Below are 23,873 nucleotides of genomic sequence, written 5' to 3'. Positions count from 1 at the left end.
AACTGGGCATTTCTCATTTCCTTGACTCACGCATGGTCTAGTCCACTGCTCGATGAAGCGGGAAAACGAGCTCGATGGGTCCAAGATGGGTCCCGCGTGTGGCCCGACGGGCCCGGCGGCCGTCAGGCCACCCGGCGACGCCGCCGCTTCAATACGCTCTTGCTCGCTGTCTTTTCAGGCCGTGCTGGCGTTTCCACTGCGGCGTGCCCGAGCTTTGTTGCCGCTGCGGCCTTGCGGTAGGCAGTGATGAGGTCCAGCGACGCTGATGCGGTTGCGGCGTGCATCTCTGGTAGCACCGTCTGGTAGGTGTCGGTCGTCATACGCATGGATGAGTGTCCGAGCATCGCCTGCACGGCTTTCGGGGCGACGCCCGCGGCGAGCGCGAGACTGGCCGCCTCGTGGCGGCCATCGTGAAGCCGAATCGGCGGCAGCCCGGACAGCTCTATCAGGCGGTCCCAGCGGTTGCTGAAGAACTGTGGGTGGTACATCGAGCCGTCTTCCTTGGTGAAGACTCGGTTGGCGGCCTCGGCGGGCGCGGGGACGCCAACCGATGTCCACTTCTCCCGTTCGGCGGCCTGTTTTTCCCGCCAGGCACGTAGCAGCATCACCGAATCTCGGTTCAGTTTGATGTCGCGGATGCTGTCGGCTTTCGGGTCGTCCTTGTGTACTTCGTAGGAGATGCACACCAGTTGCTCGCTGATGTGGATCACTTCGGCGTCCAGGTCAACCTCGTTCCAGGCCAGTGCGGCCAACTCGCCGCGGCGCAGGCCGTGGAAGAGGATCAAGTGCCAGGCGGGGAAGTGACGGTCGTCGATGATGTGGTCCAGGAACTCGGCGGTTTGCTGCAGGGTCCACACCATGACGGGGGATGGCTTCTCACCTGTGCGTTCCCAGCGGGCGACCCGCGGCGGGGTCCAGGCGAGCGCGCGTGGTTTGGTCACCTTGGGAAGGGTCACGAGCGACGCGTAGTTTTTGGTGACCAGTTCCTCCTTCACTGCGTCAGCCAGTGCGGAGGACAAAGTGGAATTGATGCTGACCATGGTGGCTGGGCCGGTGGTGCGTTGCACCTTCGTGCGCTCGGTCAGGTACTCGTCGCGGGCTGCCAACCATGCCGTCCGCCGGCGGGCCTTCTCTTGCCTTTCCTCCCGGCTGGCGGCTGGCGCCGCCCGCCATGCGGCGGACGCAGCGGCAGCGGCCTCTTTCAGCATGGTGACCTTGGCGCGTTGCTCGACGCGCTGCTCGTTGTGGCTGATGATCGAGTCGTATATGCCCTGGCAGTGGCGGGCGCGCAGGTCCCGCATCCTTAGGGCGCCCAGGTGTGGCACCAGGTACAGGGCGATGTCACGTTCGTACTCATAGGCGGTAGTCCGCTTCAGCTCGTTCCTCTTCTTCTTGAGCCAGCGGTCCAGGAATTCGGCGACTGTCTCATCCGATAAGGCGTTGATCCCGGCTTTGGATGCCCGCCATACCTCCTCTGCCTTTGTTGCAGCGTCGGCCTGGGTGGCGAATCCTCCTTCGCGAGCCCGCTTCCGCTTTCCCGTTCCATCGCGCTCCAGTTCGATCGAGTAGTACCAAGAACCGTGAGTACGCTCCTTGAGGCGTAGGCAGGCCCGATCCAGGGAGCCGACCTGTTGCTTACCGTCGGCGTCGAGGGTGGGTGTGCCGTCCGGGTGTGTCAACGGCCCCTTGCAGGCGCACCTTTTGTATGTCTTGTCCTCGAACACCGAGCAGCCCCCTGTGCTTAGTTATACGTATCGGCACTCATTCTTACCGATCCTGTCGGCCACGCACCGGCTTTACCCGTGTATCGTGTGCGGCAGGTTGGCGCGGGGGAGATCGCGACACCGAAGATGGCGACGACGAACACTCTGGCCGCCGACCAGCGCGGAATGAGCCTGGACGAGGTCCTGGCACTGCCCGCGACAGTCAACGTTGTGACCGCCGCCCGTGCACTGGGCATCGGGCACAATAAGGCTTACGACCTGATCAAGGCCGGGCAGTTCCCCGTAAGGGTTCTGTCGATAGGCAACACGGTGCGAATCCCCACGGCAGCTCTGTGGGAGGCGCTGGGGGTCAGCTCGCTGCGGGGAGCCCTCGGCGGGCCGTCGAGTTGAAGGTGAGAACGGTGGCATGCCGCGGTTGTACGGGTTCGACAACCAGGCCCTGACGCGCGTTCGCGCGGATGAGCGCCAAGTCGTACGCGAGGCTGTGAGCCGCATCCGGGCCGGGCAATCGCAGGCTGAGGCCGCAGCGTGGATGAACGCTGAGGGACACCGCGGAACCATGGGCGGCGCGTGGACCAGCATGACGCTGGGCCGACTCCTGGACAACCCGGCGATCGCCGGCCTGGAGCGCGCCCCTGACGGCGGAGAGCTGGTCGAGACAGGCCGTGAGGCGCTGATCACCCCGGAGGAGTTCCGGGAGTTGCAGAAGCGCCCTGGCCGGCGTGGCAGCGTCCGCTCGGGCGAGAGCCGCGAGCCGAACAACGAATACCTACTGGCAAGCGGCGTCACGGTGTGCGGCGAGTGCTCCACGCCGATGACGGGAGGGCGTACCAGCGCGGGCACGCCCTCCTACCGCTGCCAGACCAGCCGCGGAGGGTGCGGCAAAGTCCGCATAACCGCGTCCCTGTTGGAAGACCACGTGGCCGAGCATGTTCTGGGTGAGCTCGCCCGCCCCGGATCGCGCGCTGTCCTGGAACAGGCCAGAGAGCGTGCCGAGGCTGAAGCGAAACAGCTGCGCGGGCGACAGGTCACCCTGGAGGAATCCCGCGCCGAACTGGCCGCACCGTACGCGGCCCATGACCTCTCGCGGGACGCGTTCGTTGCGGCAGACAAACGCATCACCGAGGATCTGAAGGCAGTGCGATCCCGGCTGCGCTTTGTCGAGCAGGCCGCCAACGTGCCGTTGGGCGGGGTGGAGGACTTGGCCCGCTGGTGGGAGCACGCGCCGTACAGCTCCAAACGGGCGCTGGTGCTACTGCTGTTGGAAAAGATCGTTGTGCGTCAGGCGCGTGCCCGAGGGGTGCGCGACGTCGACGACCGGGTAGAGCTGAACTGGCGCGCTGCCGAAGCCGTTTGAGGCTGAACCGGCACCGCGCCGGGCGCTACGGCTTTACGTCGTGATCAGGTGAGGTCGGCCACCAGTAGATGACCTCGTTCATCGTCTCCACGTCGAGAGTCTTACGCAGGTCGCTCATCTGCTCGTTGGCCCAACTTGTGCTGATCCCGCACGCCTTCGCAGCCTGCTTCTGATTCTTGCCCAGGCACAGTTGGCGAAGGACGGCCCGCTGGGTGGGATTGGTATTCAGTGTTCCATCAGGATTGGCGCCGCCGCGGCCGCCGACCCATGGGTCGGCGCCTTGCCAGAACAGGTCGAACACGGCGGCGATGAAGCCACACACCAGATGGTCACGGACCAGGACTGCTTCTTCCGACGCGTCTACCTCGCTGTTGTGAACAGGGATGAACGCGGCCTGGGTGTCGTACATGACCATGCGTGGAAACGGCGTGTTGAGGGTGCGGATTTCTCCGCCGGCGGCGGCCATCTCGTGCGCCCAATCGCCGACGTTGGCGACTCGGCGGACGGAGCTGTGGTAAAGCGTGCGCAGTGCCAGGCCGCGCGCGAGGGCTTGCGGGTCGCGGGTCCTGGAACGAGTTAGGTCGTCAGCTGTGCGCTGGCCGGGTTGGGCAGTTCGGACCACATTGCGTGCGGCGGCCGCCTGCTCGGAGATGCGTGTGTTGATGAGTTTCTTGCCGGTCAGGAGCTCCACGGAGCCGGTCGCGCGCGCTGCGTCGTAGTGATCGCGAAGCTGCAGCAGAAAGTCAGGCAAGGCGCCGACGTAGGCAGTTACTGAAGTCAGTTGCTGGTGTACCAGGTTGACCATATGCGCGTAGGTGTGGCGTGGCTCGACAGCGGCATATACGTCTGCCTCGTACGGGTGCGCGACGGCCAGGCCCACGTCGACAAGTTCTTCCAGGCCGAAGGTTGTTGGAGCCAGCCTGTCTCCCGCGAGGATGCGTAAGTAAGTGTCTATGGCCTGAGGAGACAGATCAGGCAGCTTCGGTACTTGTGGCACCTTTCGAACCCCTGACAATGTCCAGTGGGCGAAACCCTGGGTATGGAAGGCTTGATGATCGCACAAAACCACTACAGGGTGTTCGAATAAGGCGCAATAAATCAACGCGCGTCACCTTTTCGGGCAGGCCATCTGAAGGCTGTGGGACGCACGCCTGCCTGTCGACTCAGATGCGAAGGGGAACCTTGCATGATCGTTCGTCGTGTTTTGCGGCTCATGGCTTCTGGCGCGCTCGTGGCGATTGCTGGCCTGAGTGTGATCTCGATAGTCGAGGCGCCCGCGCAGGCGCGGGTGGTGGCCGAGGGCTCGGCTGATCTTCCGGTGGTAGCGGATCAGGGCCAAGGGGAGAGTGATGTCCTGAATCAGCTCGGAGATAGCTCCTGGTAAGAGGCCGAGGGTAGGCCGGTCAGGCATCTGGGAAGACGGGCCCAGGTCTCTGGCGCGGGGGGCTCTAGTCCTCATTTGGGGGAAGTGCGGGAATCGGCGAGGGGTGGCGCACGCGAACCGATCGCGTGTGGCAACAAAAGGGGCGCTCGCCGCCCAGTAGGGGAGGAAGGCACGTGGCTGTCGATCCGGCACGCATCCGTCGGCGCATGCAGGAGGCCGAGGGATCGAACCGCCGCAGCCTGGGGGTGCGAGAAGCGCGGGTGGCGCTACGGGCGCTGGCCGTGGTCTTGGATGGGGAGCCCGACGAGAAGCCAGACCATGCAGGGACGGCGATGGAGCAGGCGAGCTGACCTGAACCCCCATTCGTACAGAGGCGGGCGCATCCATTGGCGCCCGCCTCTACGCATGCTCTGACCTGCGGTAATCGCCAGAAAATACTTGCCACCACTCCTTGTGCAGCTACAATAAGAGCAGGAGGCGGGAGGGATCCGCCCCACCCCACCAGGCCTCTTGGAGCGAAGCCGTGACGATCCAGTCCCTGCCCATCAGCGAGATCCACCGCAACGAGCGTCAGCCGCGCGAATACTTCGACCCCGCCGCACTGCTGGAACTCGCGGACAGCATCAAGCGGTTCGGTCTCATGCAGCCCATCGAGGTTCGCCCCATGCAGCCCTCCGGGGCCCGGGCGGACGGCGAAGTCCACGTCTACGAGATCGTCGCGGGCGAGCGTCGCTGGCGCGCCCACCAGCTCGCCGAGCTGACGCACATCAACTGCATCGTCTCCGTCGACGACCTGACCGGCCTGGAGCGTTTCAAGAGGTCGGTCGCCGAGAACCTCAACCGCGCCGATATGACGCCGATGGAGGAAGCCAGGGCGTTCCGACGGATCCTCGACGAGGGGGACGGTGTCGAGGCCGGCGCGGTCGCCAAGGAGTTCGGGAAGTCCACGCAGTACGTGAACCTGCGCCTGGCGCTGCTCGCCCTGACTGACGAAGTCCAGCAGCACGTCAACTCGGGCGCGATAGGCACCCAGGCCGCCGTGCAGATCGCGGCCCTGACTCCCGGCAACCAGGCGGCGGTCATGAAGAAGTGGGCCAAGGGCGCCTTCGCGGGCGACAACGAACTGGTGCACTTCGCCTACGCGTTGAAGCAGCAGCAGGGTCAGACCATCGCACTCCTTGTGGAGGATATGACCCCCGAGCAGCGCGAGGAGCGGCGGCGCGAGCGCGTCACGGCGCGGAGGAACATCGACAAGATCGAGCAGGTGCTCGGCCTGCTGGAAGACCTCGGCAAGGCTGACCCGATGAAGCTCGCTCTGGCCCTGGAGGGCGAGGTCGGCAAGCGTATGGCGCAGATGGACCGCGTTGCCGACGCGGTAGCCAAGGCCCGGTGGAACCTGCGGCAGGTCAAGGCGCATGCCGAGGCCCGCGAGATCGCCCGCCTGAACCCTGACGCCGAGCACAAGAGCCTCGCGGCGCCGGTGGGGCCCGAGGCGCCGGTGGAGCCGCAGGTCCCGGTCGAGCCCGAGGTGTCGGTGGAGCCGCAGGTCCCGGCCAGGCCGGAGACTTCGGTCAGGCCGAAGCGAGCGGCCTCGGCCAAGCCGAGGGTTCCGGCCAAGCCGAAGGCTCCGGCCAAGCGTGCGGCTTCGACTGCGGTTTGACTGGGCTCGGCCCGCCTTGCCCGGGGCGGGCCGAGCTTGGCCCCAATCACCGAAGGGAACCCTGTGAGCGATACAACCGGCCGCCCTGACTGGTCGAGCATGAAACCTGCCGACTTCGGAGCCCGTGCCGAGGCGGGCCAGGATGCACTGTTCCTTGTCGACGAACCAGACGCCTGCGGCACCGACACCCTGGACGGCTACGGCTTCGGGGCTGTCCTGTGGGTCGACCGGCCTCGTTCCGCCCCGGCCGGCACCGATCCCCTCGTTGACTAACCGCACCCCGACCGCTGGCTGGCTGGAGCGTAACGACGACCGCAAGGTCACCTGTCTCGACTGCGCGAGAGATGTGCCACAACACTCGAACGTGGTACGTTCTGTTCGCTGATCGGGAACGGCTGCAGTCGCGGGACCGGCCCGTCAGTAACGCCGTGGCATGCGGCATCCCCTCACGGTGTCTGGCGGGCGGCAACCCCCCGCGCCCTGCCCGCCAGACACCGGCTCCGCCCATGCGGAGCCGTAAGGGATACCGCCCCACGCACCCGCGAAATGGACCCGCTCAGGCCACCCGGCCGGGCGGGTCCCCGCGTACCCAGGAGAGGACACATGACTACGACCTACCGCGCCGACCACGCAGACGACCCCGAGCGGTACGAGCGGCTCATGCGCGAACGCTACGGACCGCTGGACAAGGTCATGGCCGAACGAAGCGGACCCGGTTCACCTGCCCGGAGACCGCCGATTGACCGCGCCGACCGGGCCACCCCCGACCCCGCCGCTGCGGCCCACCTTGCCGAGCTCAAAGAGGCGATCGCGCACGGCCCTGTCGGCAGACCTGGCCCCGCTGCGCCCGTAGAGCAGCGCACTCCGCCAGTCCCCGGCATGACGTGGTGCCACGCGTGCGACGGCTGGTGCACGCCGCAGGGCATCTGCGGCTGCAACGACCAATAGGCGAGGACTGGCTATGTTCATGAGTAGGGGTTCTGGCTCAACTTTTACTTTTGTGGAGGCTCTACGCTCTGTGATTGTTGATCTTTCACTTTGCTGACCTCGGGGAGAAAACGCAGGTTCCGACTGATGATGGCTGGTATGACACGACTGTGGAGGATGCTGGCCTGGGTTGGGGTGGTTGTCGGAGCCTTACTGCCTGCGGGGTTGATCGTGCTCGTGGTGGTCGCGGACCTGGACACAGCTGGCCAAGTGGCGGGCATTGTGGGAACTATCGCTGGCCTGGCCGGGCTGGGGGTGTCGGTATACGCGCTGAAGCAGCAGGGCGCGGCGAGCGCCGACGGCGAACGGTCGGTCGTCAGTGGAGACGTCTCGGGAATCGTCTCCACTGGTGATAACGCCATGAACTCGCTGACCTGGGCTGAGCGCGCCACCGTGCTGCCTCCAGAGGCGTTCACGTCGATGGCTGAGCTAGCTGCCCCACAGGGCCTAGTCAAACTCCCCCCGTACCCGAACCGGTTCGTCGGCCGCGCCCAACTCCTGACCCGTCTCGACGAGATGCTGGAAAGCCCCGGCGGGGTGGTGGTACAGGCGGTCCACGGCCTCGGCGGGATCGGCAAGAGCACCCTGGCCGCGTATTGGGCCGCCACCCACGCCACTGGCCGTCACCCAATCTGGTGGATCACTGCCGACAGCCCGGCCACCCTGGACGCGGGCCTGGCAGCCCTGGCCACCGCGCTGCAACCTGCACTGTCCGATGTGCTGTCCTTCGAAGCCCTGCGGGAGCGGGCTGTGCAGTGGCTCGCCGCCCACCACGGATGGCTGGTCATCCTGGACAACGTCAACGATCCGGCCGACATCAGTTCCTTGCTCGCCAGAACACGCGGCGGACGTTTCCTGATCACCAGCCGCCGCACCACCGGCTGGCACGACCTGGCCACTTCTATCCCCATGGATGTCCTGGACCGGGCCGAAGCTGTGGACCTGCTCACGGGTGTCCTCAACCGCAGCCACGCTTGTGACCTGGACGGCGCGGACGACCTATGCAGAGAACTGGGCTGCCTCCCGCTAGCCATCGAACAGGCCGGCGCCTTTATCACCGAGACCGGCAGCACCCCACGCGACTACCTCGACCTGCTCGCCACCTATCCGGCCGCCATGTACCGGCACAGTGCAGAGGGCACCGACACCTCACGCACCATCGCCCGCATCTGGCACGTCACTTTGGACCGGCTGGCCGACGAACCCCTCACCGGAACCGTCCTACGCATCCTGGCTTGGTACGCCCCTGACAACATCCCCCGGACCCTTCTGAACGGCCTTGCCAACCCACCCGACCTCACACATGCCATCCGCCGACTGGCCGCCTACAGCCTGCTCACCACCCACCGCAACACCCTGAGCGTGCATCGCCTCGTCCAAGCCGTCGCCCGCACCCCCGACCCTGACGGCCCCCACCGCACGCCTCACGCCATCGACCACGCCCGGGAGCGGGCCGCCACCCTGCTGTACGAGGCCCTACCCAAGGACAAGCGGGATCCAGACTCCTGGATCCAGTGGCGCCGCCTGATCCCCCATATCGACGCCCTAGCCGAACATGCCACTCCCGATACCGACACCACCATTACTGCCGACCTATTTGGCCGCACCGGAGGATTCCTCCTCCGTCAAGGCCCCCGCGCCACCAGATACCTCCAACGTGGTCTCGCTGGTGCCCGGCGTGCCTTGGGTGAGAATCACCCGCACACTCTGGCTTTTCGTAACGACGTGGCTTCTGCCTATCGGGCGGCAGGGGATCTCGACCGTGCTATTCCCTTGTATGAGGCAGTCCTCGCGGATGCCCGGCACGCCCTGGGTGAGAATCACCCGTTGACAGAGACGGTCCACAGTAACCTCGCTGCCGCCATCGTTGAACGCGACGGCGGCAACTCCAGGCAACCTTGACCCATGGCTCACAAGCAACGCCAGGCCCCGCACACCCCGGACATGTGGCTCCCGAAGCAGTGCATCGCACATCAACACCAGAACCGGAGCTCGTGAACAAAGCCAGTAAGGACTCGCAGAGAATCAACTTGTGGGTTCCGGGACTTGGCTCCGCAGGTCAACGCGCTGATCGCCCGCATGTTGTTCTTCTGCGAGCCCTAACGACTTGGTCCGCGATAGCCCTGGTCATTCTCGTCCGGCCTGCGGTAGGAAGATCAAATGACTCGTCTCCCTGCCTGCGGTCTTGAAGGGCCCATCCGCGCCAGGACCGCCTCGCAGGCGCCGTTGGCCGTGCGGGCCGTCCTCTTCGACTTCTCCGGCACCCTGTTCCAGATCGGTACGTATGCAGACCGGATCCGAGCGGCGATGGCTGAACCCGTGGACGAGGCGGCGATGGACGTCATGCTGAGCGGGCTCGAAGCCGGCCTGTCGGACCGTGGCGTGGTCGAGGCCCAGCGTGGCCGCGACGTCTCCTCAAGAGCACATCGCCATGCCTTCACCACCTGGTACGCCTCGGTTCCCGAGCTGGCACCAGTCGCTGACGTGCTCTATGAGCAATTGCAGGCCCCTGAGCATTGGGTGCCTTACGTAGACACTGAGTCCACACTGGTCCGACTGACTCAGAGCGGCGTGGCTCTGGGGGTGGTCAGCGATGTGGGCTGGGATCTGCGGGCCACCTTCGCTCACCATGGCCTTGACCACTACTTTTCGTCCTGGGTGCACTCCTACGAACACGACACTGAAAAGCCGGACCCGTTGCTGTTCCAGCATGCCTGCCGTGAACTGGGTGTCGCTCCGGAGGAGACGCTGATGGTGGGTGACCATCCTGCGAAGGATGGCGGCGCGGCTGGGGCGGGACTGCGCTCGTATGTGCTGCCCGGTCGAGCCACTCCCGGTTCGTGTCGCGGACTGGATGCAGTGCTCCGCCTGGCCGATCGAGTGTGACCAAGAAGTGGGTCCGTGCGGCCTTGTCCCATCCTGCCTTCTGCGGCGTCTCCCGTGCGCATCTCGGCGATTTGATCGAGGAGTTGGCAGGCCCGTGGCTGGCCCGGTGTGAGTCGGCTCTGGATGAGCGGCGTGGTGCCGCGCGGCGGCGGCAGACCGGTGCCGGGCCGAAGTGCGGCCTGGTCTTCACCGACCGGGTGCTGGTCACCCTGGTACATCTGCGCACCGGGCTTCCGCACGCCGCGCTGGCCGAGCGGTACGGCACCGCCCGCTCCACCGTCTCCCGCGCCATCGGCGAGATCCGCCCGTTGTTGGCCGCGCGCGGCTTCGCGGTCCCCGACCGTCCCGGGGTGCGACTGCGCACGCTGACGGATGTGTTCGCCTACGCGGAAGCCGAGGGGATCACGCTGCGGATCGATGGAGCGGAGACCCAGGTACGCAGGCCCAAGGCCAACCGGCCCGGACAGCGGGCCTTCGTCTCTGGAAAGAAGAAGCAGAACACCATGAAGACCACCACCATCAGTGACGGTCAGGGGCGTCTGCTGTGGTCGGGCGCGGACCGGCCGGGTCGCATACACGACCAGACCGCGATGCGCACCGAGGGCATCGCTGAACAGCTCCGGCTCCGTCCGAAGGTGAGAGCTGAGGTCGACGAGGGCTACCGGGGCCTGGCCAACGAGTTCCCCGACCAGGTCAGTGCCCCGCCGAAGAAGCCGAAGGACGACGCACCGCTCGGCGAGCAGCACGCATGGCGGGAGATGCGCCGTCGGCAGTCCTCGCACCGGATCTGCGTCGAGCACACCAATGCCGAACTGCGGCAGTGGCGCCCGCTCCAGCGATACATCGGCCGGCGCGAGGACTACGCCGAAACCCACGTCGTGATCGCCTCACTGGTCTCGGACCGCTCTGCCCGCCGGGTAACCCGCCGCAAGCCGAGCACTGAACTGGTGCTCGCCCGACAGGCGGCCTGCTGATCAACTACCAGCCGATCTGCCAGGCCAGCACGCCCCGACCTCAATCGCGGACCGAGTCGTAAGGGCGAAACGCGGGCCCGGGACCTCCTGCGTGCCGCTCTCAAGCCTGCCGCCGACACGCAGCTGGAGCTGCTGGGCGCCTGATCCTCTAGTGTGGGCGGGCGTAGGGCGCGGGGGCACGCTCCTACACGAAGGGCTCCTGCTGTGAGTGCTGCGCCCGCCCGCATCCCCGAGTCGCTGCTGCCGCTGGCCGTGCCGATCGACGATCTGACCGAGTACTACCGCAACCCGCGCACCGGCGACGTCGATGCCATCGCCGAATCGCTCCGCGTCAACGGCCAGTACAAGGCCATCGTCGTCAACCGCGGTTCGCACACCGGCCGTTCCAACGAGATCCTGGCAGGTAACCACACCTGGGCCGCCGCCAGGCAGCTCGGCTGGCAGCAGATCGCGGCGACGTTCATCGACGTCGCCGACGAGGACGCCGCCCGCATCGTCGTCGTCGATAACCGCACCTCAGACCTCGCCGGGTACGACAGTGATCTGCTGGCCGACATCCTGGAAGAGCTGCCCGACCTCGACGGCACCGGCTACGACCAGAACGCCCTGGACAAGCTGCTCGACAGCCGGGCTCTGCCCGACACGATCGACCTGCCGTCCGACGGCGCGGGTACCGGGTCCATGGCCAAGCTGGAGTACCTGCAGTGGGGCTACCTGCAGTGGTCCACCATCCGCGTGCAGATCACCGCAGCCGAGGTGGAAACCCTCAACGCCATCTACGAGCAGTACCTCACCGAGTCCCGCTCTGACCTCGGTTTCGGCTGGCACCTGCTGCAGGAGGCTCACACCGAGACCGTCGAGGCCCCGGCCGTCGGTGTGGAAGCGGCCTCGGGCCAGGACAGCCCCGCGGACGGCGCCGGCGGAGCCAGCGACGAGGGCCAGGAGGACGAGGACGCATGAGCGCCCCCACCACGACGTTCTACGAGGCTTACCCGCTCAAGGACCTGCGCCCCGCCGACTACAACCCGCGCCACCTGTCCGAGGAAGCCTTCGAGCGTCTGACGGCGTCTATCCGTCGGCACGGCATCGTGAAGCCGGTCATCCTCAACGCTGACGGGACACTGGTCGCAGGCCACCAGAGAACCAACGCCATGACCGCGCTCGGGATGACGTACACCCCTGCCGTCATGCTCGGCAGCAAGGTCCGCCTGAGCGACGAGATCCAGTTCAACCTCCTGCACAACAGGGTCGAGACTGAGGCGAGCGTTGTGTACGCGCAGCCCGGGTCCTTCGGCGAGTGGTCATGGATCCCGTGGCAGACGATCGAGGTCGCCGAGTCCCGCAACAAGCCGTTCCAGCAGGCGATCTCGTTCATGACCGGCGGACACGGAGCGTGGGGCAGCGTCGTCATCGACGACCAAGGTCGCATTGCCCTCAACGCCGAGTACGCGGTCGTCGCCGCGAAGAGCCACTTCGACGTCCTCGCCTGGACCTGCCCATCCCTGGACGCCGCGCAGCTGGTCGCCGACCTCACCGGCGAGTACGGCGTGTATGACTGGACCGGCCTGGAGGAGCAGGCGCCGGTCTACAACCAGCACATCGTGCAGCCCAAGCGGCTGCGCCAGTACACCTCGCTGCGCAAGCAGGGGAAGCTGGCGTACAAGAGTGAGGTGTGGGAGAAGCTGGTACTCCCGCGGCTGCGGAAGCGCCCCGACATGCGAGTGGTCGACTTCGGAGCCGGGCACGGCGACTACGCCAAGAAGCTGCGCCCCGAGGGCTACCTCATCGACGACTACGAGCCCTACAGAACTACCCCCGGGAAGTACGCCGTCGACATCAAGGGCGTCGTGTCGATGGTCCGCACCATCGAGACGGGGCTGCGCGAGCACGGCCTGTACGACGTGGTCGTCCTCGACTCGGTCATCAACGCCACCACGTCGCTGGACTACCAGCACTGGGTGCTCACCGCTGTAAATGCGCTGTGCGCGGCCGACGGCACGGTGTGCATCGGCACCCGCAATCTGCTGGCCGAGCAGGCATTCGAGAAGTCGCAGCACTCCACGAGCCGGGAATCCTCACGTCTGACGTTCCTCGACTCCGAGCACGTTGACATGCGGTTCATGCAGGGCAAGTGGATGAGGATCCGCTTCCATACCCCTGAGTCGCTGGCCGAACTCCTGCAGGCGTACTTCGGGGAAGTGACCGTCGCCGGCCGCTCCAACGCAACGCTGCGCGCCGTCTGCAAAAACCCCATCAGGCTTTCCGACCTCGATTACGAGAAAGCCCTCGATGAGGAATTCAATATGCCCTACCCGAACGAATTCAGACACGGTCGCCATAAACGGCTCGTGGAAAATTTGGTAAAGTTGGTTAAAGAAAGGGAAGTTCCCTAGGTCTCATGCAGAGGGGGGATCCGAGTAATGCAAAAACCGCCCGTGAGGGTCGGATTAACCACAACCGCGCCATACCTGATCATGTGGTTGGTTGGGGTTCGTAACGTCAACCTCGAAAAGCACTGCCTGGAGTCGTTCGGGGTGCCAGACCGCTACCCGGTCAACCCGCGGGCGCCCCGCCAAAGCGTCACACTGCCGGCGGAGAGCCCGCCCCTCGCCTGGTATGCGTGCGCCCTCCCTCATCCCTGGGATTGGTCGAGCAACGCGCACCTGGCTTTCGAGTATGCCGAGGGGCACCAATGGGAAGGTCCCGCCCTCGTGCGCGGTCTTCAGGTGACTCTCGAAAACGCCCGCCCTATCTTCGGATGGGGCGAGCAGTCGATACCCGGCTTCGCTGAGAGGCGCGGCCAGTACCTGTACCGCACGTGCCGGAACTGGCAGTTCGCCTGGTGGCTGCGCTCGAACCGCGACGCGCCGGACGCTCTGCCTATGCCGCCCATGCCGCCCGCCGACAACCCGGACCAGCTCAAACTGATGTGACGACCCGAGGCGGGGCGGCAGTGCGCCGCCCCGCCTCCGCGCCCAGTTCAGACCCCGTCCGGCGGGCCGCTTCCGGGGCCACGCCATTCGCGGATCAGTCGCTTCAGGGCCTCAAGCAAGCCCGTGACTTCATTCGTCAGCCGTGTCGCGACCAGCAGCAGCAGGCCCAGGGCTTCCAAGGCCAAGACCCACTTGATCACAGGGATTTCCATCGCGTACGCGTCCCTTTCCAGGTTCAGGGACAGCTCAGGCGTTCAAGGCCCCGGTCAGGCACCCAAGACGTAGTCCCCGAGTCCAATGACACCCGGGCGCCCGACCCCTGGTGCTCGCGGAACGAGAGGTACGGCGAGACGGCGTACGCCGCAGGCCAGCGATAGCGGTTCCACTGCGTCCGGAACCAGGCGAAGCGGCTCATCGGCATCCCGCAGACGAACCGTACGGCGCCGGTCCAGCCAGTCCTGCAGACCAGCCAGTGATGTGAAGAGCGAAAGCGCCCGGGTCAGCAGCGCGCCGCTGAGCTCGACTCGGTCGTCAGCCGGCGCAGTCCGCTCCTCGAACGGCAGAGGGGGACGAATCTCGTCGAGGGGGACGTAGTCGAAGCCGCGCCGGCTGGGCGCGTGCGACGCTTTGGCTTCGAAAACAAACGAGGGCTCGTGCTGGATGCCTGGCCAGAGCACGTCCGGGGCTGCCGCGATCTTGCCGTCGCTGGTTGGGAACCAGCACCTCTGCTTGCCCTCGTCGATCCAGTCAAAGATGTCAATGGTCGCGGCAGCGCCGTCCTGGCGGTTAACTGCCGCAAGGCGGCTCCAGCGTTCCAGCTGGGCGAACAACACCGGCAGTTCTTGATGCGCGTGCCAGTCCCCGGTGAGCGTTGCCAGTTGCTGACGGTTGGTGCCCACAGGCCTAGTCCTGGAGTACCGCACGGTCCGCTCTACTGGTCGCGGAGGAATGGCGACAGCAGGTGCGTACCGCTGAAGCAGGTCCGAAGGTGTGGCCAGAGGAGCAGGTGATGGCGGCCGGGCCTGCGAGGGCCCGGAGCCGAAGGTGCTCCATATCTCCATGGCCACACCGTAGATCAGGCACCGTCCGGCTGGGCCGGTTCGGCAAAAACAGTCTCGTGAAGGTCGCGGCCCGTCCGTCCGTCGGTGCCATACGGAATCATGTGGGTGGGGCGCGGGGGCGCAACCGGAAGGATCGCTGCCCCGTGGGACGCCCCGATAAGGCCACCCGCGCCGCCATAACGCAGCGCCGCGCGGACGCCATCGACCTACGCCTTGCCGGCGTGGACTGGCTCACCGTGGGCCGCAAGCTCGCCGCAGACCCCGGCATCAACTCCGACCGGATCGCCTACCCCCAGGGCTATGGCATCGACCGGTACAAAAAGGGTCAAGAGCCGCCCGGTGATGAACAACTGATAAACGCCGCCTGCAAGGACGTACGGCAGGCTCTGAAGGAGCGCACCACCGAGCAGGACGAGAAGGCCGACGAGCTGCGGGCGGTGGAGAACCTACGCCTGGACCGCCTGTTCTTCGTCGCCTACCGGCAGGCCGTCAAGGACGGTGACCTGCCTGCCATCGACCGGGCCCTACGCATCATGGAGCGCCGCGCCCGCATGAACGGCCTCGACCAGCCGTCCAAGACCGAGATCGTCACGCCTCCCAGCTCGGGCAGCGAGCTCACCGCCATCGCACTCGACGAACTCGAAGCCCTCATCGGCATATCGGAGGAGGCCGCAAGTGGCTCGGACGAGTAGCAGCGAGCGTGAAGCCAAGGCGCTGGCCGCCTATCGCAGCAGACCGCCGGCGGTACGCCGCGCCATGGCGGCGAAAGCCTCCCCCGAACTGCGTGCCCAACTCGCCCGCATCGAACGCTCCATCGCCATGGACGCGTCGCCGGGGGCGCTCGCCGCAGTCCTCACCGAACGCCGCGAAATGCAGGCCCGCCACCTCCACCTCATCGACCAGGCGTGGATCGACATGGCCGAGGGCAGGGCCGACCGCGTCATGATCACAATGCCGCCGCGTCACGGCAAGTCGCGCCGGGCCTCCCGCTGGGCACCCCTGTGGTACCTGCGTCAGCACCCCGACCGCCGCGTCATGATCGCCTCCTACTCAGGAGACCTCGCCGAAGAACACTCCCGGTGGATCCGCGACGCCATCGAGACATGGGGCGACGAACTCGGCATCCACCTCAACCCGTCCAGCCGCGCGGCAATGCGCTTCGACATCCAAGGCCACCAAGGCGGCCTCGTCGCCGCAGGCATCGGCGGCAGCCTCACTGGTAAGGGCGCCACCATCGCCCTCGTCGACGACCCGGTACAAGACATGGCCTCCGCCGACTCCCCGAACATGCGCCGCAAAACGTGGGAATGGTGGCAGTCCGTGCTCCAGACACGCCTGGAGCCCGACGGCGCGATCTGCGTCATCCAGACCCGCTGGAACGAAGACGATCTCGCCGGACGCATCCTCGCCGACGCACAGGCCAACGAGTGGCACGTCATCGACCTGCCCGCGCTCGCCGACTCACCCAACGATCCCCTCGGCCGCGAGTTGGACGAGCCGCTGTGGCCCGAACGCTTCGGCGCCGACCACCATGCCGTCACCCGCCGCCGCGTCGGAGAACGCGTGTGGGCCGCCCTCTACCAGCAAAAGCCGCGCCCCCCAGAGGGCGGCGTATGGCAGCGCGCCTGGGTCACGGACCATCGCATCACCACCGTCGAGTTCGGTGGCCTCGACATGGCCCGCATCATCGTCGCCGTCGACCCCGCCGGCGGAGAGTCCGCCGTGGGCGACGAGACCGGCATCATCGGAGCCGCCCGCGGCTTCGACGGCCACCTGTACGTCCTCGAGGACCGCTCCGCATCCATGGGCGCCAACGACTGGGGCCTCACAGCGTGCCGCCTCGCGATGTCCCTCACGGCCGACGCCATCGTGGTGGAGTCCAACTACGGCGGCGACATGGCCCGGCAAGTCCTCTCCCAAGCCTGGGAACAGCTGCGCCGCGACGGCACCACCGGCGGACAGCTGATGCCCCGCGTCCTCGAAGTCACCGCCAAGGTCGGCAAACGACTGCGCGCCGAACCTATCGCCCAGCTGTACGAGCAGGGCCTCATCCACCACGTCGGCACGCACGTCACCTTGGAGGACCAGATGGTCACCTGGGTCGTCGGCATGGACTCCCCAGACCGCATGGACGCCGCCGTCCACGGACTGACCGAACTCGCCGACCCCGACCAACTCGCCGCCGTCGCCGGACACATCCACGACGACCGCCTCGGCGGCCGCCGATGACCCCCGGAAACGGCCCCATAAAGCCCAACGGCCATTCCAGGCACGGCTGTTACCCTCTTGGCCCATGTCGACCAGGGGGAATGTCGCCGCCGCAGCAGTCGGGTGCGCGGTCGTTGTCACCAGCACGATCCTGCTGTGGCCCACCTCGAACCAGCCACCCGCAGCGCCTACCTCGGATCAGATCAAGGCCTCCGCGCAGGCCCGCCTGGACGCCTCGCTCAAGGCAGGGCACGCCGCCAGGGCGAACATCTGGGCCGTGGGCAAGACGCCGAACGGCAAGCAGTGCCAGGCCGCGTGGGACAACCTGTTGGACTCGGAGCAGCGTGACCAGAGGTATGCGATGTGGATGCTCGGGTGCGCCGACACGGCCACCCCGTAGCAGCACGGCTCGCGGTGCACGATGCTCGTGATCGGCTGGACGAAACTCCCAACCGGTGGGGCAGGGTGCCGTAGTAACCTGCGCCCATTGCTCAAACTAGGACGCTGGGGGACAGCACGTGACCGATCGGACCATCGCGCCGAAGGGAATGCCACGGCCTACCGGCGAGCACGGCCAAGCCCTTCTCGACCTGGTCTGGCAGTACTTCGCCGACTCACTTTGCTGGCCGACCTTCGACTACGTCGATCGGAAGCTTTATGCGTCCGGTCTGAAGTTCGAAGAGGCCGTGCAACAGCTGTGCCCTGCGCTGCTACGGGGTGTGGACGCTGGCCTGTGGCGGCTTCCGCAGAGCGCGACGGAGCTGTCTCTAACGGTTGCTGGCGCTGCGAACTGCACTAGAAGCGCGTTTCTTATCGACATTTTCCTCATCATGGTGCGCAGAGCAGCATCGATCGAGCCCCATTTTGAGCCCGAGGAGCCTGGTGCGCTGCCCGAGCTGTGGCCCAACGACGTGAAAGATCTGATGCCGGCCCAGGTCGAGTTGCCGAGCTTTGTCGATCGGGACTTGGTGGCCAAGCAGGTTTTGTTCACCAGCTACGCGCTCGGGCGGCACGAGCCTTGCTTTCGCGGGGGCAACCACGCTACGGGCACCTATAACTGGAAGCTGGCCTTCGACCGGGACATTCGACCGTTCGCTGACGTGCGACAGGTAGATGAGTACTGGCGCATCCGTGAGCAGGTGCTGGGGCCGACGCGGGTTGAGGCCGACAACACGCTCTTCCATAAAAGCCCGGTCCCTGATGTCGCTCCGATGCCGAAGGCCATACCGGACGTCCTGGTCGCGGACGTGGACGCGGCGGAGGCCATGCACGTCACCTGCATGCTGCATCCGCTGATCGCGGATGTCGCGGCCGAGCGGTTCAACAGCGGCTTCTTCATCGATGCGGTGGCTCGTGCGTTCCAGGCGGTGGAGCACCGCGTGCAGACGCTGGTCGGCGTCAGCGAGATCGGTGAGAGGCTCATGGGCATTGCCTTCGGCGCTAAGCCGGGTCCCCCGAAACTCACGGTGACCCGGTCCACGGGCAGTTCGCTGGAGAGCGAGCAGAACGGCATGCAGTTCCTATTCAAGGGCGCGACTGGTGCGCTGCGTAACCCTCGAATGCACGGGCCGGACGCGAAGGATGCCCGCGATGAGGCCGAGGAGATGCTGGTGTTCGCCAGTTTCCTCATGCGGCGTCTCGATATCGAGGACGACAAGCGCAAGGCCGCCGTGGCGGGCCCGTGATCGCACGCGGCATCTAAGCTGGATGTGGGCGCGGGGCCCGGTCGCCTGGAGGGGCATCCGTGAGGCACCCGCGTGAACTGCTCATCGACGCCTGGTCATGGCTCAACTACAAGCAGGCGATGGCTCACCCCGGCAGGCCGGGCCACCATGCGTTCCCTGAGCTGAACAACTCGTGGGTGCCCGCCGAGGACCTACGCCGCCTGGCCGCGTACAAGTTCCTCGCCGCGTACGACTCCAACCAGGCCGGGCAGCTTGCCTCCGTCACTGGTGATGACCAGCACGGCATGGAGCGCCGCGAGTTGGGCGACCCGTCCAAGCTGATCGACACCACCCTCAGCTACCTGCTGGGCGCGGAGCAGACCATCGTGGTGCCGGGAGCCGAGCGCCCCGACCAGGCGGGCGAGCAGCCGACCCAGGAGGCCAAAGCGGCTGCCGACCTGCAGGACAAGCTTCGCTCCTGGGCGGAGAAGGAGTTGCTGCCGCTGCGCATCCAGCAGGCCGAACGGTGCGCGGTGCGCAGCGGCGACGGCGTTTACACGTTGGCGTGGGAGCCGTCCAAGCGGCGTGTGCTGCTGCGCACATACGACCCGGGCTGGTACTTCCCCGAGTGGGACGAGGGTGAGCAGGACGCCCAGGAGTACCCGCAGCGGGTGCACTTCGCGTGGGAGCTGTCCGCTGACCCGGTGCGCGGCCTCAAGGACCGCGTGCGGCGCATCACCTACGAGCTCGGCCCGATCGGGCCCGCCACAGCGCCTGGCCAGACCAGTGACGGCCGTGCGATCCGCGAGCAGGTAGCCGGCGCGGACGGCGACCCTGTGCTGACGGTCGGCGACACCCTCGACGCGCTCACTGGCACAGTGACCCGCACCTACCCGTGGGCGCCGGGCAAACCGTCTTCGACGACGTGCTACCTGACGGACGCCGAATGGCTGCTGGAGGACCTTGGCTCCGCGCACGACGTGTTCAGCCTGCCCGCCGACAAGGCCGCCTACCGGGTGCGCTCCGACGGCCAAGTCCTCGACCGGCTCGACCTGATGGTGGACTTTATCCCGGTCGTGCATGTCCCGAACTCGATCCCCGATGTCGGCGAGCACTGGGGCAAGCCCACGCTGGCGCCCGTTCTGCAGCTGATGGACGAGCTGCAGGCCACCGACACCGACAGCGCGTCCGCGTCGTCGACCACGGGCACACCGATCGTGGCTCTCGCCGGGGCACGGCTGCCCATTGACCGCTCCACCGGCCAACCGCTGCCGGTGCGCGTGGAGGCAGGGACGGTGTGGCAGCTGTCCGACAACGGCCGCATGGATGCTCTGGACACCTCGGCACAGCTCGCCGAGCTCCGCCAGCGCGTTGACCACCTGCTTGACCGGCTGGCCTCCAACACTCGGCTGACCACGGCCGGTCTCGGCACCCTCGACGTGGCCAAAGTGCCATCCGGGTACGCGCTGCAGCTCGCGCTTGGCCCGCTCGACTCCCTCGTTGGCGGGATGCGCCTGGCCCGCGGCCACAAGTACCAGCTACTGCTGCGTATGGTGCAGCGCCTGCACCAGGCCGGGCAGGAGTGGCCCGCCGGCGAGTCGCTGCCTGCCCGGCTGGCGTGGGGTGCGCACACCCCCACCGACCGGACGACCGCCCTCAACGACGTCACCGCAGGCTACGCGGCGGGCGTGTTCTCCCTGGAGACCGCGGTCCGCATGCTGCAGGAGGCCGGTTATCCGATCGAGGACGTCGCCGAGGAAATCGAACGCATCCAGAAGCGGGCCTTCGACCAGGCCGCTCGGCTCGCCGATGCGACCGGCGACAATGGGGTCGTACGCGAATACCTGGGCCTGCCTGAGGCCGATTCGATGCCCACGGTGCCGCTTGTTGCGCCGGCAAGACCCGCGCAGAGTGTGCCGCTGTCCACCCCGCCCGCGACGTGACCACCCACGTCAGCCTCGCGTACGTTGCGAGGGTGACGCTGGCCGCCGTGGAGGCCTAGCTGTGCGTCGGCGACATCCTTATAGTCGGGCCCGGCGAGATGCACGACACCAGCAACGAGGGTCACGAGGCCGAGGGGCCTTGACCCACACCGCGCCACTGCTTGGGCTGATCCCGAACTGGTCTCGAAACCAGCGTGAGAAGGCGCCTGGTGAGGTAAAGCCCAGGACCTCGGGGATGGTGTGCTTGATCTGCCGTCTGCGCAGGTAACGGCGGTTGCGGCGGGAGGAGTACGCCTAATAGGCGTTGAGGGCTGGGAGTTGGATCAGCTCTAGGCAGGGGCCGAGCGAGATGTCTTGCTGTATGCCGCGCTTTGAGTGCTTCGACAAGAGTGACGCGTGCGCGGCCCCTGCCGCTTGGGACGCGACCGCCGTAGCGTGCCGTGGTTCGAGCCGTTCCCAGGGCCACCTCTTGATCAGCCGGAGTCGTGGAGCTCTTCACGAGAGCGAGGACCCTGAGAACAGCTGGGGCCACGGACGGCTGATGGGGTGGTGCGCCGGCGAGCGCTTCTATTAGGTCGCCGAGTGGTCCTGCCGCGGCTCGACGCCGGCGGACAGCGACGTATCGAAAAGAGGCGTGCATGCAGGTGACCTGCGGAATCGACTGGGCCGAAGACCATCATGACGTGGCGGTGGTTGACTCCGAGGCTCGTCTGCTCGGCAAGCTCAGGGTTAGCGATGACGCGTCGGGCTTCCAGGACCTGCTGCGTCTGCTCGCCGAACACGGCGACACTCCCGACGATCCGATCCCGATCGCGATTGAGACCTCGCGCGGGCTCATGGTGGCCTGCCTGCGGGCCTCCGGGCGCCAGGTGTTCGCGATCAACCCAATGGCCGTGGCACGCTACCGGGACCGGCACGCCGTCTCCCGCAAGAAGTCCGACCACCAGGACGCCGTTGTCCTGGCGAACATCCTACGGACCGACGCAGAGCTTCACCGGCCTCTGCCGGGCGACTCTGAGCTGGTCAAGGCGATCGCCGTCCTCGCCAGAGCCCAGCAGGACGCGGTCTGGGACCGCACCCGAGCCCACAACCGCCTGCGCTCGCACCTGCGTGAGTACTACCCGGCAGTCCTCGAAGCGTTCGCCGACAAGCGCGAGAGGCTTCTGGCGCGAGAGGCTCGCGCGATTCTGGCGATCGCGCCCACACAGGCCGAGGCCGCCAAACTTGCCCGCAGCAAGCTCAGGGCCGCCGTCACACAGGCTGCCCGCCAGCGCCGGATCGAGGCCGAGACCGACCGCCTGCTCGAGGTATTCCGCCGGACCTGGCTTCGTCAGCCGGCTCTGGTGGAAGCGGCGATGGGGCACCAAACACTTGCCTTGCTCGCCCAGCTCGAAGCGGCCTGCAAGGCCTGCGACAAGCTGGCAAGCGCCACCGAGGAGCTCTTCCTCCAGCACCCCGACGCGGAGATCATCACGAGCTTCCCGGGCCTCGCGGTGCTGACCGGCGCCCGGCTCCTCGCCGAAATCGGCGACGACCGCACACGGTTCGACACAGCCCGCGATCTGAAGGCTTACGCCGGAAGCGCCCCCGTGACGCGCGAGTCCGGCAAAAGCCGCCGCGTCAGCCACCGCCGGATCAAGAACAGCCGCCTGGCCGCAACCGGCCGGCACTGGGCTTTCGCCGCACTCACCGCCTCAACCGGCGCACACGACCACTACAACCGTCGGAGAGAGACCGGCGATCGCTACTACGCGGCTCTCCGAAACCTTTTCAACCGCATGCTCGGCCAGCTCCACCACTGCCTGACCACCCGCCAGAGGTTCGACGAAGCGATCGCATTTGCCCCGCCGAAACCATCACCACTCGCCGCAGCTGCTTGACCCGATAGCTGCATGGGGTGTCTTGTCACCGCCGAAGTGGTCCGGGCGGGTGCGGGGGCGTCCGCCGCCGAGGCGGCCGACACAGATGCGTTCCATTGCGGGGATGAACAGCGGGGCATCGCTCCACTGGCCTGGAGTGATCAGCAGGGCCAGGGGACGGCATCCGCCTTCCCTAGCCAGATGGATCTTGCAGGTCAGGCCGCCCCGGGAGCGTCCGAGCCCCTCGTCGGGACGGTGTTGCCGGGGCGCGCGCCTCTTCCCGGTCTGCGGGGTCCTCTTGCGTGCTCCGGCCGCGTGCTGGTGGGCTCGGCAGATGGTGGAGTCCACCGACACCATCGACCAGTCGATGCTGCCCTGTGCATCCGCGTCGGCCAGGACGGCCGCGAAGAGCCTGTCCCACGTGCCGTCCGCTGACCAACGTCTGTGCCGCTCATACACGGTCTTCCACTTCCCGAACCGCGTAGGCAGATCCCGCCACGGCATTCCGGTCCGGTTCCGGTACAGGATCCCGTTGATGATCCTGCGGTGACTGGCCCAACGACCGCCGCGCTGCCCAGCCTTGGGCAGATGCTGCTTCAGCCGGGCCCACTCCTTGTCCGAAAGATCTCCCCGCCCCATGGACATGCCAACGGACCGAAGCGCGAGAAGTCACATGATCCGCCGGACAGGCCCTAACGTCGGAGCATGACTTCGCAGAGCTCCCTTGAGATTGCGTGGATATTGGAGGCCACCGTCCAGGCCGCGCACGGCGCCGACCCGCACTGGCGCGAGCAGCTGAACATGCTCCGCCCCATCGCCGGATACGACCCGACGACGCAGACGTGGCGTGTGCGTCTGGGCGCGCTCGACCTAGCGCGTGTCTCTTTGATGGGTTGGTCAGTTGATCGGGTGTGTCTGTCCGATTAGTGATCACTGATGCGATGTGGAACCGGATCGAGCCGCTGATGCCGGCCGATCCGGTTCGTGGGCGGCGATGGGCCGACCACCGCCGCACCCTTGAGGCCATCGCGTGGAAGTACCGAACCAGTTCGCCCTGGCGGGACCTTCCCGACGAGCTCGGTTCGTTCCAGACCGCTCACAAACGCCTGATCAGGTGGGCCGTCGACGGCACCTGGGAGCGGATCCTCACCGCTGTTCTGGCCGCAGCGGACTCCGACGACGACATCGACTGGACCGTATCTGTGGACTCCACCGTCGTTCGGGCCCACCAGC

The 23,873-nt window shown here is 66.7% G+C and carries 25 protein-coding genes and 1 pseudogene; 21 read left to right on the top strand and 5 right to left on the bottom strand.

Translation table 11 applies throughout. From position 1 onward, the window contains the following. Positions 1-122 precede the first annotated feature (122 nt). Entirely contained in the window at positions 123-1,724 is a 1,602-nt protein-coding gene (locus ABZX90_RS31445) for a tyrosine-type recombinase/integrase (RefSeq protein WP_355210482.1), read from the bottom strand. An 87-nt stretch (positions 1,725-1,811) separates the two neighbouring features. Here ABZX90_RS31445 and ABZX90_RS31440 point away from each other — a divergent pair, with 87 nt between their 5' ends. Both ABZX90_RS31440 and ABZX90_RS31435 read left to right on the top strand, forming a co-directional pair. Continuing rightward, positions 1,812-2,114, top strand: a complete 303-nt coding sequence (locus ABZX90_RS31440; protein ID WP_355210479.1) for a hypothetical protein — start codon at positions 1,812-1,814, stop codon at positions 2,112-2,114. Between the two features lie 16 nt (positions 2,115-2,130). Then, positions 2,131-3,081: a recombinase family protein gene (locus ABZX90_RS31435; RefSeq protein ID WP_355210476.1), complete on the top strand. Its 951-nt coding sequence runs from the start codon at positions 2,131-2,133 to the stop codon at positions 3,079-3,081. A gap of 25 nt (positions 3,082-3,106) precedes the next feature. Here ABZX90_RS31435 and ABZX90_RS31430 read toward each other — a convergent pair whose 3' ends face one another. Further along, on the bottom strand, positions 3,107-4,078 hold the full coding sequence (locus ABZX90_RS31430) for a hypothetical protein (RefSeq protein ID WP_355210473.1): 972 nt from the start codon (positions 4,076-4,078) through the stop codon (positions 3,107-3,109). 189 nt (positions 4,079-4,267) lie between these two features. Here ABZX90_RS31430 and ABZX90_RS31425 point away from each other — a divergent pair, with 189 nt between their 5' ends. From ABZX90_RS31425 to ABZX90_RS31375, 11 genes are all read left to right on the top strand, one after another. Further along, the gene (locus tag ABZX90_RS31425) at positions 4,268-4,465 is read left to right on the top strand and encodes a hypothetical protein (RefSeq protein WP_355210470.1); all 198 of its coding nucleotides are present in this window, start codon (positions 4,268-4,270) and stop codon (positions 4,463-4,465) included. Between the two features lie 173 nt (positions 4,466-4,638). Next, positions 4,639-4,815, top strand: a complete 177-nt coding sequence (locus ABZX90_RS31420) for a hypothetical protein (protein WP_355210467.1) — start codon at positions 4,639-4,641, stop codon at positions 4,813-4,815. Between the two features lie 173 nt (positions 4,816-4,988). After that, the gene (locus tag ABZX90_RS31415; protein ID WP_355210464.1) at positions 4,989-6,125 is read left to right on the top strand and encodes a ParB/RepB/Spo0J family partition protein; all 1,137 of its coding nucleotides are present in this window, start codon (positions 4,989-4,991) and stop codon (positions 6,123-6,125) included. A 63-nt stretch (positions 6,126-6,188) separates the two neighbouring features. Then, positions 6,189-6,398, top strand: a complete 210-nt coding sequence (locus ABZX90_RS31410; RefSeq protein WP_355210461.1) for a hypothetical protein — start codon at positions 6,189-6,191, stop codon at positions 6,396-6,398. 330 nt (positions 6,399-6,728) lie between these two features. Continuing rightward, entirely contained in the window at positions 6,729-7,073 is a 345-nt protein-coding gene (locus ABZX90_RS31405) for a hypothetical protein (RefSeq protein ID WP_355210458.1), read from the top strand. A 138-nt stretch (positions 7,074-7,211) separates the two neighbouring features. Further along, positions 7,212-9,014: a tetratricopeptide repeat protein gene (locus tag ABZX90_RS31400; RefSeq protein ID WP_355210456.1), complete on the top strand. Its 1,803-nt coding sequence runs from the start codon at positions 7,212-7,214 to the stop codon at positions 9,012-9,014. Between the two features lie 258 nt (positions 9,015-9,272). Further along, positions 9,273-9,998: an HAD-IA family hydrolase gene (locus tag ABZX90_RS31395; protein WP_355210453.1), complete on the top strand. Its 726-nt coding sequence runs from the start codon at positions 9,273-9,275 to the stop codon at positions 9,996-9,998. A 23-nt stretch (positions 9,999-10,021) separates the two neighbouring features. Beyond that, positions 10,022-10,972 carry a transposase family protein gene (locus ABZX90_RS31390; protein WP_355210450.1) on the top strand — a complete coding sequence of 317 codons (951 nt, stop codon included), beginning with the start codon at positions 10,022-10,024 and terminating at the stop codon, positions 10,970-10,972. Positions 10,973-11,176: 204 nt separating this feature from the next. Next, positions 11,177-11,932 (top strand): ParB N-terminal domain-containing protein, encoded by a 756-nt coding sequence (locus ABZX90_RS31385; RefSeq protein WP_355210447.1) that lies wholly within the window; start codon positions 11,177-11,179, stop codon positions 11,930-11,932. After that, positions 11,929-13,365, top strand: a complete 1,437-nt coding sequence (locus ABZX90_RS31380) for a ParB N-terminal domain-containing protein (RefSeq protein WP_355210444.1) — start codon at positions 11,929-11,931, stop codon at positions 13,363-13,365. The genes ABZX90_RS31385 and ABZX90_RS31380 overlap by 4 nt, the downstream gene beginning before the upstream one ends. Before the next feature lie 333 nt (positions 13,366-13,698). Next, entirely contained in the window at positions 13,699-13,905 is a 207-nt protein-coding gene (locus ABZX90_RS31375; RefSeq protein WP_355210441.1) for a hypothetical protein, read from the top strand. 47 nt (positions 13,906-13,952) lie between these two features. Here ABZX90_RS31375 and ABZX90_RS31370 read toward each other — a convergent pair whose 3' ends face one another. Together ABZX90_RS31370 and ABZX90_RS31365 are read right to left on the bottom strand one after the other, a co-directional pair. Further along, the gene (locus tag ABZX90_RS31370) at positions 13,953-14,105 is read right to left on the bottom strand and encodes a hypothetical protein (protein WP_355210438.1); all 153 of its coding nucleotides are present in this window, start codon (positions 14,103-14,105) and stop codon (positions 13,953-13,955) included. 66 nt (positions 14,106-14,171) lie between these two features. Continuing rightward, positions 14,172-14,804 carry a hypothetical protein gene (locus ABZX90_RS31365; protein ID WP_355210435.1) on the bottom strand — a complete coding sequence of 211 codons (633 nt, stop codon included), beginning with the start codon at positions 14,802-14,804 and terminating at the stop codon, positions 14,172-14,174. Positions 14,805-15,109: 305 nt separating this feature from the next. Between ABZX90_RS31365 and ABZX90_RS31360 the strand changes: the two genes are divergently transcribed. The 6 genes from ABZX90_RS31360 to ABZX90_RS31335 all read left to right on the top strand — a co-directional run bounded on the left by ABZX90_RS31360 (position 15,110) and on the right by ABZX90_RS31335 (position 22,661). Next, positions 15,110-15,658, top strand: coding sequence for a hypothetical protein (locus ABZX90_RS31360; protein ID WP_355210432.1), 549 nt, complete (start codon positions 15,110-15,112; stop codon positions 15,656-15,658). Continuing rightward, the gene (locus tag ABZX90_RS31355; protein ID WP_355210429.1) at positions 15,642-17,195 is read left to right on the top strand and encodes a terminase family protein; all 1,554 of its coding nucleotides are present in this window, start codon (positions 15,642-15,644) and stop codon (positions 17,193-17,195) included. The genes ABZX90_RS31360 and ABZX90_RS31355 overlap by 17 nt, the downstream gene beginning before the upstream one ends. A gap of 64 nt (positions 17,196-17,259) precedes the next feature. Beyond that, a complete protein-coding gene (locus tag ABZX90_RS31350) occupies positions 17,260-17,574 on the top strand; it encodes a hypothetical protein (RefSeq protein ID WP_355210426.1) in 315 nt (104 codons plus the stop codon). A gap of 118 nt (positions 17,575-17,692) precedes the next feature. Next, the gene (locus ABZX90_RS31345; protein ID WP_355210424.1) at positions 17,693-18,859 is read left to right on the top strand and encodes a TIGR02391 family protein; all 1,167 of its coding nucleotides are present in this window, start codon (positions 17,693-17,695) and stop codon (positions 18,857-18,859) included. A 59-nt stretch (positions 18,860-18,918) separates the two neighbouring features. Next, on the top strand, positions 18,919-20,781 hold the full coding sequence (locus ABZX90_RS31340) for a hypothetical protein (protein ID WP_355210421.1): 1,863 nt from the start codon (positions 18,919-18,921) through the stop codon (positions 20,779-20,781). Positions 20,782-21,419: 638 nt separating this feature from the next. After that, entirely contained in the window at positions 21,420-22,661 is a 1,242-nt protein-coding gene (locus ABZX90_RS31335) for an IS110 family transposase (protein WP_355210418.1), read from the top strand. 21 nt (positions 22,662-22,682) lie between these two features. On the opposite strand, the pseudogene ABZX90_RS31330 reads toward ABZX90_RS31335, so the two are convergent. Next, positions 22,683-23,279 (bottom strand): annotated as a pseudogene (locus ABZX90_RS31330) (IS5 family transposase); the annotation flags it as partial. 66 nt (positions 23,280-23,345) lie between these two features. Here ABZX90_RS31330 and ABZX90_RS31325 point away from each other — a divergent pair. After that, entirely contained in the window at positions 23,346-23,567 is a 222-nt protein-coding gene (locus ABZX90_RS31325; protein WP_355210415.1) for a hypothetical protein, read from the top strand. Next, positions 23,552-23,873, top strand: a 322-nt coding sequence (locus ABZX90_RS31320) for a transposase (RefSeq protein WP_355210412.1), incomplete at its 3' end; no start/stop codon positions are given. The genes ABZX90_RS31325 and ABZX90_RS31320, both read left to right, overlap by 16 nt.

The organism is Streptomyces sp. NPDC002935, assembly GCF_040611295.1.
Classification (GTDB): Bacteria; Actinomycetota; Actinomycetes; order Streptomycetales; family Streptomycetaceae; genus Streptomyces.
This window is presented reverse-complemented; position numbering and strand designations above follow the sequence as displayed.